Raw genomic sequence first — 17,020 nt, forward strand, 5'->3', positions numbered from 1 at the left:
GACTACGCCCTCCTGGACGATGACGGCCAGGTGCAGGATGCGGTGAGGGTGGCGGACACCAGCGGCCTGTCGTTGCTGTCGCAGGCCGAGCGAGCGGCGGTGCGGGACTGGGAACGGCATCTGCGGGAGATCGACGAGGGCGTGCCACCGGATGCCGCGGAGGGTACGGTGCCGCGCCCCAACTACGATCCGGCACGGTTCACGGTCCGCCAGCGCATCGCCGCCAAGGCCGCCGAACTGAAAGCACTGGGGTTCAAGAGCTCCTCGGTCAGCACGATCGAGCGCCGCCGACGCGCCTATCAGGCACGGGGCGTGTTCGGCCTGGTCCGCGAAGTCGGGACCGGCTCGCCGTGGGGGCGCACGGACGAGCGGGTGGTACGGCTGCTGCTGGCGGAAGTGGAAGCGGGGCGGGACGAGTCCGACGGGCACGGCACTCGCCTGTACGAGCGGCTGCAGGCCGCTGTGGAGCGGGAGCATCCCGACGAGTACGACCGGCTGATGATCTCTCGCGCCACCTTCTACCGGCTGCTGGAGCGGCTGGGCATTGCGGTGGACTCTCTGCGGTGGCCGACCCAGCGGCGGATGGACGCGGCCAACGGGGCCACTGCCCCGTACACGCCGACGTGGGCGCTCCGGCTGGGCGAGCAGGTCCAGATCGACTCCACCGGTCTGGACATCATCGCGGTCGGTGACGACGGCCGGCCGGTGCAGGTCGAGCTGACCGCGGCGATCGATGTGGCGTCGCGGTCGATCATCGGCGCGATGATCGTGCCGAAGGTTCCCGGCCGCGGCCCGCGGGGCCGTCGGCTGGGCGGGCGCGGCACCCGGTCCTTCGACGCGGTGCTGATGCTGGCGCAGGCTCTGGCGCCGATGCCCGGCCGGCCCGGCTGGTCGCCGTCGGCCCTGGCGGAGCGGTCCGAGATGCCCTATGCGGACCTGGTGGCCTGCGATCCGCGCATGGCCGGCGCCGCGGCCCGGCCGGTGATCCGGCCCCGGATGATCGTCGTCGACCACGGCAAGATCTTCAACAGTGAGCACTTCGACGACGTGTGCCGCATGCTCGGCATCAACGTGCGCCCGGCCCGGACGCGTACCGCCACCGACAAGGCCGTCATCGAGAGCACCTTCGGCGCGGTGAAGAAGCGTTTCTCGCAGTACGTCGCCGGATACACCGGTTCGGATCTCGCCCGGCGCGGCAAGCACGTCGCCGAGGGTTCGCTGTGGAGTCTGAACGAGCTGCAGGACCTGCTCGATGAGTGGATCGCCCTGGACTGGCAGCAGACTGCGCACGACGGACTGCGCAGCCCCTTCCTGCCTGGGATCACGGTCAGCCCGAACCGGATGTACGCGACGCTGGTGGCCGCCGAGGGCCACGTGCCGCTGCCGCTCACTGCCCGTGAGAACCGCAAGCTGCTGCCGTTCAAGCGGCTGAAGGTGACCGACAAGGGCGTCACCATCGACAACCGCACCTACAACAGCGAAGCCCTGCAGGAGTACAGGAACCGGCACAGCCAGATCCCCGGGCAGGGCATGCGGTGGCAGATCCGCTACAGCCCCTACGCCCCCAGGTTCGTGTGGCTCTACGACCACACCACCGACGACTGGGTGGAAGCCGAGTTCATCCACCAGCGCCTGATCAGCGACGCCTGGACCCAGTGGACCTGGGAACAGGCCACACTGCGGGTGCTGGAGGACGGCGGCCACAGGGACGACCAACGGCGCATCGCACGCGAGGTGTCCGCGCTGCGCGAGCGCGCCCGGCGCGGCCCCGACCCGCAGGCCAAGCAGGTGCCGCAGCTGTTCACCGGCCCCGTGCTGGACCTGGATGTCGACGTCCCCGATCCCTACGAAGGGGTGCCCGACCCCGACCCGGCAACAGTCGTGCGGGCACCGTCGCTGGCCATGGACGCCGAACACATCCTGGCGGCCGGAGACACCACTCCCCCACCGCGCACGGCTGCCCCGGATCAGTCGCTGCCGGCTGTACCGGACGCCCCCGAGAGCATCGACGACGACGGTCATGAGGATGAGCAGATCTCCTGGTCCCGTCCGTCCGGCGCGGACTCGCTCAGCCTGCGCGGCAACGCGGCCGACATCTTCGCCTTCGGCTACGACCGACCTGCCACCCCGCCCCTACCCAACGACCCCATACCCCACGGCAGCGCGTCCGACGACGACGCAGCAAACGGAGAAGGCCTGTGAGCCGAGAAGAACTGATCCGGACTTTCAGCCCGGAGGTCGCCCATGCCGTGACCCGGCCCATCGAGGCCCCACTGCTGACCACTCGGGAGGGCTGGGACGCCGCTGCCTCACGCACGCTCCAAGCGCCCGACCTCGCGGACTGCGCTCCCAAGGGCACCCGGGTCGGGCCCCGCGACCCGCGGCTGATGTACCACGGCGAGATGCTGCCGGTCATCACCCCGGCGCTGCGCCGCGGTCTGCTCGACGCTCGGCGCCAGCTGCGCAAGAACCGCTTCAGCAGCGTCGGCCGCAGCACCAACATGATCATCGACGGGGACCGCGGCACCGGCAAGACCACCCTGCTCGTCCAGATCGGCCGCGGCTTCCAGGGACTGATCGAGGCCGACCTGGGCTCGGACGCCAACCGCATCCCGGTCATCTACCTCAGCGTCCCGCCCGAACGGGAGACCAACCTGCACTGGTCGCTGCCCTTCGCCGAGTTCCTCGGCCTCAACCACACCCTCAACCCCACCGATCGCACCCGCCGGCCGGCCGACATGACCGAGCCCGTCGCCCACGTCATGGCCCACGCCCGCACCCAGCTGGTCCTCGTCGACGGCGTGGACCGCATCCAGGACAACGAGATCACCGGCGCCTTCGACTACTTCGAAGCCCTGCAGGACCGCACCCGCGCGACGTTCGTCTTCTGCGGCACCGGCGCCCGCGAGATCGTGCACGACGCCCGCAACGGCAAGCGGCGCAAAACCCTGCCCCCGGGAATCAAGGGCAAGACCTACCTCAGCGACCTTCCGGTGCTGTGGGCCGGCGCCATCCCCTACGGCGACGACTGGCACAGCTGCGTCCAGGGCTTCGAAGAAGACCTGCGCCTCCACGACCACCAGCCCGGAACCCTGGTCAAGCTCTCCCGCTACCTCCACAAGCGCACCGGCGGCTACATCGACTCCCTCAACGACCTCATCTGCCAGGCCGCCCAGGAAGCCATCGAAACCGCGCACCTGACCGGCACAGAAGCGATCACCCGCGATCTCCTCGACGACATCCGCATCGGCCGCGGCGACAACCGCTGAGCAACCGGCAGGCCACGAGGGAAGCCAGCGGTACGAAGGGGCTTCGCGATCAGCTGACCCCGACGGTGTGCGCGCTGGGCGCTGCGTCCGATAGAAACATGGCATGTGGTGGAAGCGGACGCGGTCGGCCGTCCTAGCAGTATCCGGTGTGGTGGTGCTCGGTGGAGTGGTGGCTCTTGTTTTCACTCCGCTGACGGTGCGTCTGGCGCGATGGGTGACGAGCGACGACTGGTCTTTGCTCGATGGTCCCGGCCGGGCGGCGGCTGTGGGCCAGTTTCGTCTCGCCGTCGTCCAGGTGGTCGCCGCGGTTGGGGCCGGGATCGCCCTGACCTATACCGCTCGTACGTTCCGGCTGTCTCGGCGGGGCCAGGTCACCGACCGCTTCACGAAAGCCTTGGAACGGTTGAGTTCCGGCGAGCCCTATGTGCGTCTTGGAGGTGTCCTGGCGATGGAGCAGATCGTGCAGGATGCGCCAGATCAGGGCGACGCTGCGGCACGGGTACTCAACGCATTCGTCCGCAAGGAGGCACCGCCTGCCGCGACGACGACACTGGCGACAGCGCAGTTGGCGAAGAAGCCGGACGCGCAGGTCCAAGAAGCGCTGCGCGCGCTCACCGCGGCGCGCCCACGACGTGGTGGCAGTGGTGTGCGGGTGGACCTGGCCGGCCTGCATCTGCGGAAGGTGCAACTGGCCGGCGCGTACCTGAACGGGGCCCGGCTGGAGGGGGTCAGGCTCAGTGAAGCGAACCTGCGCGGTGCGAGGTTCAGAGACGCCAACCTCAAAGGGGCTGATCTCACGAAAACCGATCTCACCGACGCCGATCTGAAAGGCGCCGACCTCACTTGTGCCGACCTGTCCTCCGCGTTGGGCCTGACGGCCGCTCAGGTGCTTCAGGCCGGCAGCTTGATCGGCTGCGTGCTGCCGGATGCAGTTGCCGCGAACAGTGCAGTCGCCGCACGCCTCTCTCCGAGTGAGTGACGGGCCCTTGGGCCGCGGGGTTCGTGCTGTGGTGGCGGGGCGTGCGCCGCAGGGAAGCGGTCAGGCTTCCAGGGCCCAGTCCGCGATGGGCTCCGGCAGGCGGTCCAGTACTTGGGTACGGGTCGTCAATTCGCGCAGGTTCTGCCAGAAACGGCGCCTGATCATCTGGGGTGTCGTGCCGTGGAGCACGGCCAGCCGCTGTTCGAGCGGGGCAACAACTCCTGGACGGGCCGCGCCGGTGGCACGTCTGCTGGCGGGAAAGTCGGTCTCGGGCAAAAGGCGTTGCAGAGGGAAGGCCGCGAGTGTCTCGTCCGGCATGGCGGCGTTGACGGAGAAGTAGGCACCCAGGCTGATGGCATGCTGCCGCTCTTCGGGAGTACCGAGGAACCAGTGCAGGATGATCCCCGGATGCGGGTGGCTGGTGAGCAGGTCCATCAAAGCAGCGGTACGTCCGCTGCTGTGCAGCGAGAGGAGGACCGGTTCATCGCGGGCGGCGGTAAAGATCTGGGTGAGGACGGACCGCTGCAGTTCGAGGCTGCCGCGGCGATCGAGCCCGACTTCTCCGATGAAGCAGGTCCGCTGCAGTGTGGTGCGGAACTGGTGTGGGTTGAAGTCTTTGAGGGCGGCGGGCACCGCCGGGTGCACGCCAGTGCCCCAGACCAGGGTGGGGTCGCGGCGTCGCAGGGCGTGGTCGGTCTCGGCCGGGGTGCGCGACACCGCAAAGACAACGGCTCCGTTCAAGGCGCTGATCTGGGAGTCAGTCACGTCAGGGGCGATGTGGGCGTGACAGTCCAGCGCGGGCAGTTCGTTAGGGAAGAGGGACACGGCTCAGTTCCTGAATGCCTCGCTGGCACAAATCCACGATGGCATCAATGTCGGCTTCGGGAGGCAGATTGCCTACGGCGAGGATATCGATTTCGTCGATGCCGTTGAGGTAGGCCTGCTGGACATCCAGGACGTCTCTCCGGCGGCGCTTGAGCAGCAATTCCCGTGAGGGGCCCGCCAGATGGTCGACGAGGTAGACGGTGGGGTCGTGGCGGGGGCCGACGGTAAAGGATCCGCGACGCACAAAGCAGGCCACGCACAGCCCACAGTTGAGGTTGGCGTTGCCGCCCTTGTAGCGGCCTCCGTCGAGTTTTCCGCACGAGACAGTCGCGGCGGCAGCGGCAAGGAGCGCGTCTCCGGCGCGGTTGTGGGCCCGTTCCAGGAGCTCTCCCTTGGTGCAGTGGAGATAGGGGTTGCCGATGGTGACGGGGATAGCTGTGGCGGCCAGAAGGGCATTGAGGCGGCTGAAGGTGCCTGGGTGGGTGGACCGGGTGGTCAGGGCACCGCCACGTGCGGTGGCCAGTGGCGGGTTAATGCTGGTGAATCCGTTCTCGGGCACGGTCACCTGCGGGCTCGACGCGGTGGCCGCCGTGGCAGTTGCAAGCGCGGCAAACAGCAAGCTGCGGCTCCGTGAGGTGGATTCAGCGGGAGTACCGTTGGGGCGGATCTTGATGCTGTGGTGGCGCAGGGGGGAGGAGACGCGGCCTTGCAGCCAGGAGTTGGCCATGTTCTGCGCGCTCCGTACTGCGGTACTGCCGTCGTAGTGGCTGAGATAGATCCGCTCGGTGCCGTCCTGCAAGTGATCGGCAGCTCCGCACAGCGAGTCAAGCCCGCCGCTGAGGAGCATGACGTCATCGGCGGGCACGAGGGGGGCGCGCGTACGGGCAGTCACGGTGGCGGGCACGGCGCGCAGGTGCCATACGTCACCGGTCAGCCAGTGCAGGAGCTCTTCGGTCAGCTCACCGGGTGCACTGTTCCAGGGTTCGGGATTGACGGTGTGGACGGCGAGTTCGAATGTCCTTACGAACGTGGTGGGGCGGGGGGTTCTGCGATCGGCGAGGTAGGCCGCAGCAGCGATGCGCACCAGGTCGGAGGCCTCCACGGGGACGGCGCCGATCAGGTCGAGGTCCCATCCAAGATCGCCGGCCACTTCCGGCGTGGGACTGTGGGCAGCGGTGCGGGCCCAACGCAGGGCCGTGGCGGAGGGTTCGTGCTGCTGGGCGTCGTGGGGCAACACTTCGAGAGCAGTTGTCATGAGCGTCGTGCGCGGAGCATGCGCAGTGCCTCCCCGGTCACCTTGGCCGCTGTTGCGGTGAACTCTTGTACGGTCATGCGGCGCGTGTCGGGGACATCGATGTTCTTGAGGCGGCGCTCAAGCCAGGAGCGGACCCATCGTTGTTTGCTGATCGCTTCCTGCGCCGTCAGGTCTCCTTGTGCCTTTTGTGATCCGAGTTCGACCAGCGAGAGTTCGTAGATCCATTCAGTGACGAGTCCGCGCAGACCGTCTTGTTGCGCGGGTGGATCAGGATCGACGAGCACGGCCTTAACGTACCTGGTAGCGGCCTTGCGCAGGGCCGCCTCATCGGGGTGGCCCGCGTCACCGAGCACCGTCTGCAGGATGCGCGAGACCTGCGCGAGCGGGCGCAGGCTGCGCAGTTCGGCGAGGTCCAGGCCGAGTTCTCGCAGTCGGGCCGCGTCCCCGTTTCGCAATGCGTAGGCGCCGGCCAGAGCAGCGGCGCCGCGGGAAGATCCCTTGATGACCTGGCGTCTTGAACCGGCACCAGCTCTTCCGACGAGGTTGCGGGTGCCTCCCCCTCCGCCGCCGCCCCCGTTGCCGCCGCGTCGGGGAGAGGCCAACAGCCCGGAGAGCGCGTACGGGTTGGCCGGTGGCCTCCCGCGGTCGGCGTCGTCTTTCTGTAGAGCGGTGGACAGCGCGCTGAGCACGCTGTCGAGGAGCTGCTCCTGACCGTCCGGGAGGTCGGGCGGAGCTTGGGAGCCACTGCCGGAGGACACAGAGGCGGGCAGGGCGTCGAACGCTTCGTGGGCGTGCTTCCAGTCCGCGTTGCCGCTCCCTCCGTAGGAACCGGAAGTGCCCATCAGTTACTGCCTGCGGTCGTGATCCGTGCATTTTCCTGCGTCGCCGGCTCGATGTCGGTGGCCTCGGCCAGCTGCGGAATCAGCGCCTGCAGTTCCTCGACGCCGCTGCTGTCCATGTCGACGACGGCTCCGGGCATGAGGTATTTGCGGATCTCCCACAGCCCCTGCGCGACGGCTGACCGCAGTTCGGGGGTGTGGATTGCGATATGCACCAGTGACTCGGCCAGCGGATCGGTGTCCGACTCGCGGCGGGCGCGCTGAACCAGGGCGTCGACGACAGCCTGCTGGTCGGTGACCAGCGCGGTCACGATCTCGGCCTGGGCGTCACGCCGGTGTGGTTCAGAGGCGCTCGCCAAGTCACTGACCCAGGTGAGCTGCTGCTGTGTCAGGGACGCGGCGGCGGTGAGACTGACCAGCGATGCGGCCAGACTCAGGTACGGGCCGATCGGCGCGGTGGTGAGATCGGGATCCGATGCGGCCCATTCTCTGCTGTCCTCGGTGACCTCAGCGGGCTTGTCCTTCTCCTCGTCCCGACCCCAGGCCTGCCAGCGTTCCAACAGCTCGGCCCGCTGGGCTTCCTGTAGACGGACGAGTGTCTCGAAGTCCTTGCCGTGGCTGTCCTCCAGCAGCATGAGCTTGGCGATCACCGAGGCGTCGATGTTGATGCCGTGCCGCTCAGCGATGCGGGTGCGCAGCGCGAATGCGTTCAAAAACCGCTTGATACTGCGAGGGCTTCCCGTACGGTGCGCGGCCAGGCCTGCGGCAAAGCGGCTGGCCAGTGCCAGAGTGTCGGCGTCGGGCACCCACGGCAGGTCCTGCATGTCGGCCAGAACTGGTGAGCGTCCCTGCGCGCGACGCTGCTGGGCGTGCGTAACCAGCCGCTCATAGTCCCCCTCCTGTTCGCACCGGCGCTGTGAAAGCAGGAGAGCGATGAAGGCGCCCGCCTCGTCCGTACTGATACGCGGCAAAGACAGCGGCAGTTGAACAATCTTCTCCACGTAGCGGAGTGCGAACTGCTCGCCGCGGCCCGTAGCGTCAAGACTGACAGCAATGGACTCGCGCACCATCTCCTGATCGGCCGCTAGGACGAACGCCACCTTCTTGACGGACAGGAACAGCTTGATGGCCTCCAACGTGGCCATCACGGCGTCCGGCAGGCACCGGTCTAGATCGTCCACCAAGACAACGAGGCGCTGGAGAGGTTCCACGTCCTGAAGCAGCTTGGCGAACTCGCTGCGGAATCCCGCCAGGCTCTTGGCGTCATGCCTCGGCTGCGGCGTGAAGGCTTTGACGAGGTCTTCGGTCTGCGCCACGAGCTGACCGCGAGCCATACTGGCCGCAACACGTGACCAGCTGATCCGTTCCAGGAGACCCTTCGCAGCATCCTCGAGACCCGCGTCCGGGTAGGCCGTCAGCAGGTCCTGCAGGACTTCACCGATGACAGCGCCACGCACGTCGAACTGGTCGTCGAACTCCCACGGATCGAGACGGATGACGCGATATCCGGGTTCCTGGTCCAAAACCTGATGCAAGAGGCCGAGGACGGTGGATTTCCCTCCACCCCAGGGGGCGTTGATACCGATCGTCACGGGGTCCAGAGACGGCGACCGCAAGGCGGCCACGACAGTGTCGACGATCGAAGCGAATCCCAGAAGATCCACCGTCGTCGGGTTGTCATCCCACAGCTGCAGTTCACTCATCAGGTGCCCCCCGGCAGGCCGATCCACACGCTCGCCGTTTCACCCCACCGACGGATTCCCGTCTCCACACCGCTTACCAGCGGACGAAACGGCGCTACAGCAGCAGCGAGCACAGGTGATCAGGCACACATCGAAGAGTCCCATGCCAAACCAGCAGCATCACCCTCCAATCAAAACCATACATACCACGGCGCCGACGCGAGCTCGGAAAGCGACACGCCAGCAAGCACGCCGGCGGCAACCACATCAAGATCGAACGTGACCGGCCACTGCAGCCTGTTCGACCCGCTGAGACCACTTCCGGCGGGGAGCCAGGGAGCGAGGCCCCGGGGCCGGAGGCGCCTACGCGCAGAGGTGTCCGCTGCTGGCCGCGCTGGCCAGCCGTGATATCACGGCCGCTCCCCCATCAGCACAACTACGGCAGCCCACGCCGGGGGCACGCTCAGCATCCCGCCACAAAACCTTGCCGCGCCTAAGGTCGTCTCAGTGGAAGTGACGCCGCGTCTCATGATCTGCACAAGAGCAGTTCACAGCTCCGACGTACGACCAGTCCGCGAGATTTCAGCAGCCAATCGCCCGGAAGATCACCTTCTCAGCATGTGAAGGTGTGCAGGTCAGAAGCTTGAAGCATAGTCACGTGCTGCAAACATATTGAGACGACATAGCCGACCTTGATCGTCGATGAGTGCGGGCCAGTTCGATAGAGCAGGCGGACTGCGCTCAGACGGCTGCCCGTTCCGCTTGGGCGCGGGTGGTGGCGAGGCGGTAGGAGTCGGTGCCGGTTTCGATGATGCTGCCGCCAAAGGTGAGGCGGTCGACGATGGCTGCGCAGAGGCGGGGGGGCTGTGAAGGTCTTGGTCCAGCCCGAGAAGGACTCGTGCGTTGGCGACGCGCCCTCGGCGAACGCGGCGCCGAACTCGAGCAACGACGGCACGCACGGCAACGCGTCACTCTCAGTCCCAGCCGGATCCGCGACATCGCCCAAGCAAAGCCCTCGTCCTCAACGGAATCTGCAAATGATCAGCTGAGAAACCGTCAGTGCGAAACTTTCGAACGCGTGTTGGCAAAAATGGCCCGTCTATCAGGCGCACTTCGGTACACCGCCGCCGCGAACGTGGACGTTGCTGACCCAGCCGCCATGCACTGGTCCCTTGGGGTCGAGGAAGGTCCACCAGGCTCTCGAGTTTGAGAGGTTGGCGCTGGTCGGTCGGCCTGGACACGGCATGGCCGTACCCGTGGGCGGCCTCATGGTCGGGGCGGGGCCGGCGCGCCGCAACGGTATGCCGGTCAGCGCTCCACGGCGGGCAGGTGGGGGCCAGGCCAGTGTCATGCATGATGCGGTCGAGGGTCTCGTGCAGGGCGCTGTCGGCGTTGATGACGGTCTCGGTACCGCCGGGCAGGAGATCGCGTGCCCGGTACCAGTCGCGCAGCTGCCTCTCGCTGACGTGCTCGGCGATCGGTTTGGCGGCGTGCCGGGTGACGGTTTCGCCGAGCGAACATCCAGGTAGTAGCCGTTGGTGGGGCCGCGGTGGTCGGCGCGCAGCTGGGCGGGCGTGTCGCGGTATCGGGCGGCGCAGAGGACACCTACGAGCTCTTCTCCAGAGTGGTGGTGTCGTAGTTGTGTAGCCGTTTCCCGTCAGGGCCGTACACATTGAGCACGTATCCCTGGTCCAGGCGGAAGCCTTCACTGTCCAGGAACGACGCCAGCTTGGCGGCGAAGTCGTCAAAGGACTCGTAGCCGGTCTTCTTGCGGGTCCACACAGTCAGCACGACTTCGTCCTCCTTGCTCGTCTGTAGTGGATGCCTTGAACTCCGGGGTCTCCCCCGGCCTTGCGGTAGCGGGCGGCCAGTACGGAGTCGGGCCGGGCAGGAGACGCAGTGGCGGTCGGGGGGCCGGCTTCCGGCTGGTCTCGCTGCCACGGAGCCCCCCCCCCCCCCCCCCGTCGAAACCGCATCCCGACAGGAGGACCGCGGTAACAACCGCTAGCGCAGGCAGGATTCGTCTCATACCACCAGGCCTATTAGCACTTGGGCGGAGCCGTGTCGACAGGACGGCATTGGCAGACTGACGATGCCCTAAGCACTCTGCCCAGGAGTCTCGTTCAAGCGACAGCTCCCCTCGGCGGATGCGGCCATAGGCCTTGTCGATGAGCTGCTGTGCTCTTGGGGCCATCTCGGCCATACGGCCTCCTTCGGCTGGGTCACGTCACGGGCACGGGACGGGGCATATCTGCTCCGCTCGGGAACCAGGCCCAGCGGACGGGGACAATCGGTTGGGGCGACAGGCTGCATTTGCGCAAGGAGGAGAATGGGGACGGCGGGACTGGGCGCGTGTCCGAGGGGCAGACGCTCCTCTGCCCTGTGGATTCGCGACGGCCGACCCTTCGAGCTCACGCCGTCGCATAGCCGTATCACGCCTGTCTGACTCACTCCCCGAGATCACCGAGCCGGGTCGACAACTCCATTGGGAATCCATAATGGCGCGGCCTGGAAGAAGGCCTGGCCGTTCTGGCCGGAAATGATCGCCGGAGTGGTGTGACGGCCGAATATCTACGGCGGTGGATGCCGCGCAGGGCTGCCGGGCCGGTCGCGTGGGGGATCGACGCGGGCGGCGGACAACCAGCCCCCGGGCCGGCCGACCACCGCCGCACCGCGGCGGCCTCCCGCCCACCGATTGAAGGCCTGTGGGGAAGTCATTCCGTCCAGTAACGCCGCCCGAACCGACTGATACGGGCGCTTCCCCACGTCCCGAACCCGACGACCACAACGGCCAGGACAGGGAACACAGCCAGGGGCGGTCCGGGCTCCCTCGACACCACAGGGTCCGCTCCGCCCTGCGGGTCGTAGAAGACCCGCAGGACCTCCCCCTCGGCCACGCCGGAGCAGCCGCGGCCTTCCAGCTCGGGGCTGATGGGGCGTGAGTCCTCGTGAAGTAGTGCGCACCGGCCGGTCTTGCCGGGCCGCTTCTCAACGACGGCCGCCTGCGCCCAGCGTCCCCGCTCCTCCAGGGCATGGTGCCCGCCGGCCAACGATGCCGCGAGGAGGAACCCGACCATTGCCATGAGGGCGATGGTCAGCTGCCCCAGTCTCAGGCCGCCGGTGCCGGCTCGATCGCCTGGGACACCTCAGCGAGAAGTGACCCCACCCCCGCACCCCAGCGCGAGCTCACAACCAGATCCCGGGCGGGGTCGACCCACAACAAGTGGTTACCACCGTTACCCCGCGCACAACGACCGGTTGCGGGGGCCTGGGGCCAGATGGTGCGGTCGTCGTTGAGCCACCACGACAGACCGTAGCCGGGCTTGACCGGGCACGGCTGCCACATCGCATCGATCCAGCAGGCGGAGAGCAGCCGGCGCTCCCTCCACTGCCCGCCCCGCAGACACAGCTGTCCGATCCGGGCCAGGTCGCCCGCGCTGATCCACAGGCCCCCGCCCCAGTGCGCGCCGCCGGAGACAACGGGAACCGTCCGGCCGTCCAGCTCGACGACGGAGTCGGCATAGCCGTGCCAGGACCAAGTGGCAGAGGCACCGATCGGTTCCATGATCCGCTCACCGAGCACCTCGGCCAACGGCCTGCGCAGCAGAACGGTCAGAGCGAGGGCGGTCAGGTTCACCCGCACGTCGTTGTAGGCCCAGCCCTCTCCCGGCAGGCCACCAGCCGACTCCGTGCCCTCACGCGTGCTCTGGGCATCGACCCACGTAGGCTTGGACCACAGCTCCCCCTCCCACTGACTCGTCTGATCCAACAAATGACGCCAGGTGATCTTCTGCCCGTGCGTGTCGGCGAACTGGGGCAGGGACACCGCCCGGCAGACCGGCTCCTCCAGGCGCAGCAGCCCGTCGTCGAAAGCCAGACCCGCCACCAGCGACAGGACACTCTTGGTGGCGCTGTAGGCCATCTCCGCGCGTTCCGGATCTCCCCAGGAGGCCAGCACCGTGCCGCGTCGCACGATGAGCCCGGAGGCTCCCCGGCCGTCCAGGAGGGGGCCCATCACCTCCCGGTGAGCGGTGTCGGAGACCTGGGCGGCCAGGTAGGTGGCCATGTCCTGCACGCCCGGCACCGGGCGCTCGCCCTGCTGTGCCGCTGCTTCCGCGAGCCGGCCGGCGTCCACCCCCGCCCACGGGTCGCCGGGAACCATGCCATCGCCCATGCGGTCCGTCATGCCTGCCATGCCTGCGCCTCTTCCTCCGACTGTGGGCCCTCCGGCCACTGGTGCTTGCGTGACGGCCCGGTGACCGCCCGTTCTTTCAGATGCCGTCCCCCGGCCGGTTCCCCTCTCCCGTGGCCGCGGCCCGATGTTCTCCGCCAGGGGGTGTGGTGTCCTTCCGGTCCGGCCGGGCGGGATGTTCGAAGGGGCGCGTGCAGGGGCCGTGGACGGTGTGCGCCGAGCAGCGCGTTGTGCTGCGGACAGCCGGTGGTGTGCCGCCGGGCTCCGGAGCACCTGCCGACGGGGACGGCTGTCCGCCCCCGGCGCGGGTGAGTTCCACGGCCCCCGCTGTCCGCCGGTCATCCGAGCGCGTCCAGCAGGCTGCTCTTCCGGGGAAGCTGGGCGAGCACGCCGCTGCCCAGCCGGATCCGGTCCTCACTGATCATGACCCGGGCGGACAGTACGTCACGGATCTGACGGCTCAGGCTCCACTTGCTCGTCGACGGCTCCCGATAGGCGTCCACCCCGATGACCTGGAAGGAGTCCAGCACGCTCTCGTTCGCCCGTTCGGCCGCCGTCAGACGTAGCGCGTTGGACCGGCGCACCACGGCGTCGCTCGCGGCGCCCTCCAGTTCCTCGTACCCGGCGGCGACGGAACGGATCTGCTCGGTCAGTTCGTCGATGGTGTCCGACGCCCGCCCCAGGCGCATGGTCCTGGCCGTGTGGACCTCGGGAGCGGTCCTGCCCTGCTGCCGCCGGAAGGCATCCTGGGCCACAGCAAACACGGACTCGGCAGCGAAATCCCCCGTTTTCACGCCTCGCCCGTCAGAGGGGTAGGAAATCCCCACACGGTGGCGGAGCATGTCGCATCCTGGGTGTCTTGCTCACCGAACTTCCCCCCGTCCAGGCTTACAAGTGGAGCGGGATCATCAATGGTCCGGCCCTCTCACTAGATCATTACCAGGCGGTGGACACTGGTCAACGCGGACCGAACGTGTCGATCATCACACTGTCGATCGGAAGCGGAATTCACGTCCAACTGCCGGTTCGCAGGCTGCATTCAGCACGAATCCGGCGCTGCGCCACCTGCCGTCGGCCTCGCGGCCGTTGGCTGGCCCGACGGTTCATCCATGGCCGTTCATGGGCTTTCTGACACTGTGCCGGGAATGGGACTCCCCCGCTCGGCCTGTCGGCTCGGATGCGCCGGAGATACGGAGACTCCCGGCCGTTCCGCGACAGCGAGCAGGGCTCGGTGATTCACCGATCCGCCCCCTCGTACGGGCCTTCCGGTGATTCCCCGGCCCCCGATCGACACGACGGGAAGAGCTGAGCGATACCTGCGCAATGTCCTTGGACACATGTGCTGGCCCGAAGGGACGGGTGGGGCGCACGCTGTCCGTATGACGCCGGAGACTTCTGACAACCGCACCTTGCCGTGGTTCGCACGCCCCGCCGCCCGGACCTGGCGTTGTCCGCCCGCCCCTGCCGCGGTGCGGGACTTCCACGCTTCGTTGCCCGACTACGCTCCCACCCCACTGATCGAACTGCCCGTAATCGCCGATGAGTTGGGTGTCGGACGGCTCTTCGTCAAGGACGAGTCCTCCCGGCTGGGACTGCCCGCGTTCAAGGCACTGGGGGTGTCGTGGGCGGTGCACCGCGTTCTCGCCGAGCGGCCGGAGTCCGGCGACGGTGCCGCGCCCGGGCCGGTGACGCTGGTGACCGCGACCGACGGCAATCATGGGCGGGCCGTGGCCCGGACGGCACGCCGGCTCGGTCTGCGCGCTCACGTGTTCGTCGCGGAGGGGGTGCATCCCCGGGCCTCGGCGGCGATCGCCGCCGAGCGGGCCGAGGTCACACTGGTCGCGGGGTCCTACGACATGGCCGTGCGGCGCGCGGCCGAAGCTGCCGCCGCGCCGGGGGTGGTGCTGGTCCAGGACACCGCCTGGCCGGGCTACGAGCGGATCCCGGGCCGGATCGTCGAAGGCTACTCCACTCTCTGCGCCGAGATCGACGAGCAACTCGCGGCGGCCGACGCGGGCCCGCCCGGTCTGGTCGCCGTCCCGGTGGGGGTGGGATCCCTGGCCCAGGCCGTCGTCACCCACTGCCGCAGCCGCGCCGCGGGGCCGTCGGCCTCGGCCCTGCTGTCGGTCGAGCCGAGGGCCGCCTCGTGCGTGCTCGACAGCCTCCTGCACGGCGAACCGGTCAGCGTGACCACCGGCGAGACCACCATGGCCGGGCTGAACTGCGGCACTCCCTCCAGCCTCGCCTGGCCGCACCTGCGCGACGGGCTGGATGCCGCTGTCGCCGTCACCGATGCCGACAGCGACCGCGCCGCGGCTGATCTGACCGCTCTCGGCCTCTCCCCCGGCCCGTGCGGCGCCGCCTCGCTGGCCGGTGTCCGTGCCGCGCTCGGGGGCGAGGGCGCCGATGGGCGACGCGCCACCCTGGGCCTCGGCCCGGACTCCACGGTGGTGCTGTTGAGCACCGAGGGCAGTGAGGCCAATCCGGTCCGCGTCACCGGCACCTGACTCCGGCCCGCTCGCGACGAGAGAGGAGAGTTCGCCACCGTCCGCCTGCGGACCGAGGTCACCCGCGGGGCCGGCTCCCGCGCCGCCGCCCTGGCGATGGTCTTCAGCTCGTCGAGTCCGCTCAGACCGTGCAGCGCGGCGACGCAGCGGTGGCGGGCCGTGAACGCACCCCGCGCGGAGCGAAGGCGAGGGGCATGCGGACCGCCTACGTTCAGCGACCGGTCGGCGATCCGCCGACGAGCTCCGATGACTTCGACTGGGAGTTCAACGGACTGGGCGAACTGGTCACCGCGCTGACGGCGAGGTAGCCAGGCCGGTCCGCGTTCCTCCGCGCCGGCATGACGAGGCCCGGTGACACGCTTGCCCACAGGTCTCGGCATTTCGCCATGGTTCCTACGGTGCTGTCGTCGTCCCGGCGTACTCCTTGATGAGTGCGTAGGAGCGGATACGGTCACGGAGGTCGTGGACGGGGGTGGTCAGCATCAGCTCGTCCGCTCCGGTCTCGGCGGCCAGTCGGGAGAGCCGGTGGACGACGGTCTCGGGTGTCCCGACGGCCTGCTGCGCGCGGAAGTCCGCCAGCGCCTGTCGCTCCCCCGCCGTGAACGGGTGGGCGGCCGCGGCCGCGGGCGTGGGAAAGGGTGTCTCGCTCAGTCCTTTGAGCAGCCCGGCTTTGACGACGTCCATGGGTCCGACGCGCCACGCGGCCTCCTCCTCCGTTTCGGCGCACACCGCTTCCACGCACACCAGCACCCGCGGTTGGGCGCACCAGCGGGACGGGGTGAACGCCGACCGGTAGCGGTCCAGGACCGCGTGGGTGTTCTCCGGCCGGATGTGGTGTGCGACGGCGACCGGGAGGCCGAGTTCCGCGGCGAGTGCGGCGTCCGCGGGGCTGGAGGCCAGCAGCCACGGTTCGGGCAACGGGCCGAGCGCGACTTCGTCGACCAGGTACGACAGGACGGCGGCCACGTCGTCCCGGTACTCGGCGTCCGTCGCCGGTCCCGCTCCGCGGCGAAGTGCCCGTGCGGTGGCCTCGTCGAAGGTGCCGGGGCCGCGGCCGATGCCCACGTCGATACGGTCCTGGTGCAGGGCCGCCAGCGTTCCGAACTGCTCGGCCAGTGTGATGGGGGCGTGGTTGGGGGCCAGCACACCGCCTGAGCCCAGGCGGATCACCGAGGTCGTGGCGGCAGCGTGCGCGGCCAGCACCACGGGAGGGAACGCGCCGATCGCGGGCGAGTGGTGGTGCTCGGCGTACCAGATCCGGTGATAGCCCAGCCGTTCCAGCTCCTGGGCGAAGGGCGCGGTGTCGCGCAGGGTGTCCAGGGCCCGGGTGCCCGTCCGGACCATCGCGACTTCCAGTGCCGAAAGAGGTATGTCGAACATGCCGTCAGCATAGAGATCATTCGTCCGGCGAAGGGCATGACATCCGGCAACGCCACCCGGAACGCGGGATGCGCCCGATCCGCCGTCCGGCG

The 17,020-nt window shown here is 68.6% G+C and carries 13 protein-coding genes and 2 pseudogenes; 5 read left to right on the forward strand and 10 right to left on the reverse strand.

Annotation, left to right across the window (positions count from 1 at the left end):
* The first annotated feature begins 99 nt into the window (after positions 1-99).
* From ABT112_RS35375 to ABT112_RS17475, 3 genes are all read left to right on the forward strand, one after another.
* Positions 100-2,202, forward strand: coding sequence for a Mu transposase C-terminal domain-containing protein (locus ABT112_RS35375; RefSeq protein WP_502975383.1), 2,103 nt, complete (start codon positions 100-102; stop codon positions 2,200-2,202).
* Positions 2,199-3,269, forward strand: a complete 1,071-nt coding sequence (locus ABT112_RS17470; protein WP_351510451.1) for an AAA family ATPase — start codon at positions 2,199-2,201, stop codon at positions 3,267-3,269. Before ABT112_RS35375 ends, ABT112_RS17470 begins: the two co-directional genes overlap by 4 nt.
* 148 nt (positions 3,270-3,417) lie before the next feature.
* Complete coding sequence (locus ABT112_RS17475; protein ID WP_351510454.1) at positions 3,418-4,248, forward strand: pentapeptide repeat-containing protein; 831 nt, start codon at positions 3,418-3,420, stop codon at positions 4,246-4,248.
* 60 nt (positions 4,249-4,308) lie between these two features.
* Here the strand turns inward: ABT112_RS17475 and ABT112_RS17480 are convergent, their stop codons facing one another.
* From ABT112_RS17480 to ABT112_RS17525, 9 genes and pseudogenes are all read right to left on the reverse strand, one after another.
* Positions 4,309-5,073: a TatD family hydrolase gene (locus ABT112_RS17480; RefSeq protein WP_351510455.1), complete on the reverse strand. Its 765-nt coding sequence runs from the start codon at positions 5,071-5,073 to the stop codon at positions 4,309-4,311.
* Positions 5,057-6,328, reverse strand: a complete 1,272-nt coding sequence (locus ABT112_RS17485; protein WP_351510457.1) for an adenine nucleotide alpha hydrolase family protein — start codon at positions 6,326-6,328, stop codon at positions 5,057-5,059. Before ABT112_RS17485 ends, ABT112_RS17480 begins: the two co-directional genes overlap by 17 nt.
* Positions 6,325-7,170: a hypothetical protein gene (locus tag ABT112_RS17490; RefSeq protein WP_351510459.1), complete on the reverse strand. Its 846-nt coding sequence runs from the start codon at positions 7,168-7,170 to the stop codon at positions 6,325-6,327. Before ABT112_RS17490 ends, ABT112_RS17485 begins: the two co-directional genes overlap by 4 nt.
* Positions 7,170-8,870, reverse strand: coding sequence for a KAP family P-loop NTPase fold protein (locus ABT112_RS17495; RefSeq protein ID WP_351510461.1), 1,701 nt, complete (start codon positions 8,868-8,870; stop codon positions 7,170-7,172). The genes ABT112_RS17490 and ABT112_RS17495 overlap by 1 nt, the downstream gene beginning before the upstream one ends.
* A 720-nt stretch (positions 8,871-9,590) precedes the next feature.
* Positions 9,591-9,762, reverse strand: a pseudogene (locus ABT112_RS17500) (ATP-binding protein); the annotation flags it as partial.
* A gap of 692 nt (positions 9,763-10,454) precedes the next feature.
* Positions 10,455-10,640, reverse strand: coding sequence for a hypothetical protein (locus ABT112_RS17510; protein WP_351510463.1), 186 nt, complete (start codon positions 10,638-10,640; stop codon positions 10,455-10,457).
* Between the two features lie 923 nt (positions 10,641-11,563).
* Positions 11,564-11,932 (reverse strand): hypothetical protein, encoded by a 369-nt coding sequence (locus tag ABT112_RS17515; protein ID WP_351510466.1) that lies wholly within the window; start codon positions 11,930-11,932, stop codon positions 11,564-11,566.
* 26 nt (positions 11,933-11,958) lie between these two features.
* A complete protein-coding gene (locus tag ABT112_RS17520) occupies positions 11,959-13,044 on the reverse strand; it encodes a serine hydrolase domain-containing protein (RefSeq protein ID WP_351510468.1) in 1,086 nt (361 codons plus the stop codon).
* A 335-nt stretch (positions 13,045-13,379) separates the two neighbouring features.
* The gene (locus ABT112_RS17525) at positions 13,380-13,796 is read right to left on the reverse strand and encodes a hypothetical protein (protein ID WP_351510470.1); all 417 of its coding nucleotides are present in this window, start codon (positions 13,794-13,796) and stop codon (positions 13,380-13,382) included.
* Positions 13,797-14,420: 624 nt separating this feature from the next.
* Here ABT112_RS17525 and ABT112_RS17530 point away from each other — a divergent pair.
* Both ABT112_RS17530 and ABT112_RS17535 read left to right on the forward strand, forming a co-directional pair.
* Positions 14,421-15,548 (forward strand): diaminopropionate ammonia-lyase, encoded by a 1,128-nt coding sequence (locus ABT112_RS17530; RefSeq protein ID WP_351510472.1) that lies wholly within the window; start codon positions 14,421-14,423, stop codon positions 15,546-15,548.
* A gap of 173 nt (positions 15,549-15,721) precedes the next feature.
* Positions 15,722-15,856, forward strand: a pseudogene (locus ABT112_RS17535) (haloacid dehalogenase type II); the annotation flags it as partial.
* Between the two features lie 85 nt (positions 15,857-15,941).
* Here the strand turns inward: ABT112_RS17535 and ABT112_RS17540 are convergent.
* Positions 15,942-16,928 carry an LLM class flavin-dependent oxidoreductase gene (locus ABT112_RS17540; protein WP_351510474.1) on the reverse strand — a complete coding sequence of 329 codons (987 nt, stop codon included), beginning with the start codon at positions 16,926-16,928 and terminating at the stop codon, positions 15,942-15,944.
* Positions 16,929-17,020: the final 92 nt, after the last annotated feature.

Source organism: Streptomyces sp. NPDC002055, assembly GCF_040296705.1.
GTDB lineage: Bacteria > Actinomycetota > Actinomycetes > Streptomycetales > Streptomycetaceae > Streptomyces.

What these genes read in the sequence shown, in the direction of transcription:
- ABT112_RS17485 (WP_351510457.1), bottom strand. Translation starts at nt 6,328, where the DNA reads ATGACAACTGCTCTCGAAGTGTTGCCCCACGACGCCCAGCAGCACGAA.
- ABT112_RS17490 (WP_351510459.1), bottom strand. Translation starts at nt 7,170, where the DNA reads ATGGGCACTTCCGGTTCCTACGGAGGGAGCGGCAACGCGGACTGGAAG.
- ABT112_RS17495 (WP_351510461.1), bottom strand. Translation starts at nt 8,870, where the DNA reads ATGAGTGAACTGCAGCTGTGGGATGACAACCCGACGACGGTGGATCTT.
- ABT112_RS17515 (WP_351510466.1), bottom strand. Translation starts at nt 11,932, where the DNA reads ATGGCAATGGTCGGGTTCCTCCTCGCGGCATCGTTGGCCGGCGGGCAC.
- ABT112_RS17520 (WP_351510468.1), bottom strand. Translation starts at nt 13,044, where the DNA reads ATGGCAGGCATGACGGACCGCATGGGCGATGGCATGGTTCCCGGCGAC.
- ABT112_RS17530 (WP_351510472.1), top strand. Translation starts at nt 14,421, where the DNA reads ATGACGCCGGAGACTTCTGACAACCGCACCTTGCCGTGGTTCGCACGC.
- ABT112_RS17540 (WP_351510474.1), bottom strand. Translation starts at nt 16,928, where the DNA reads ATGTTCGACATACCTCTTTCGGCACTGGAAGTCGCGATGGTCCGGACG.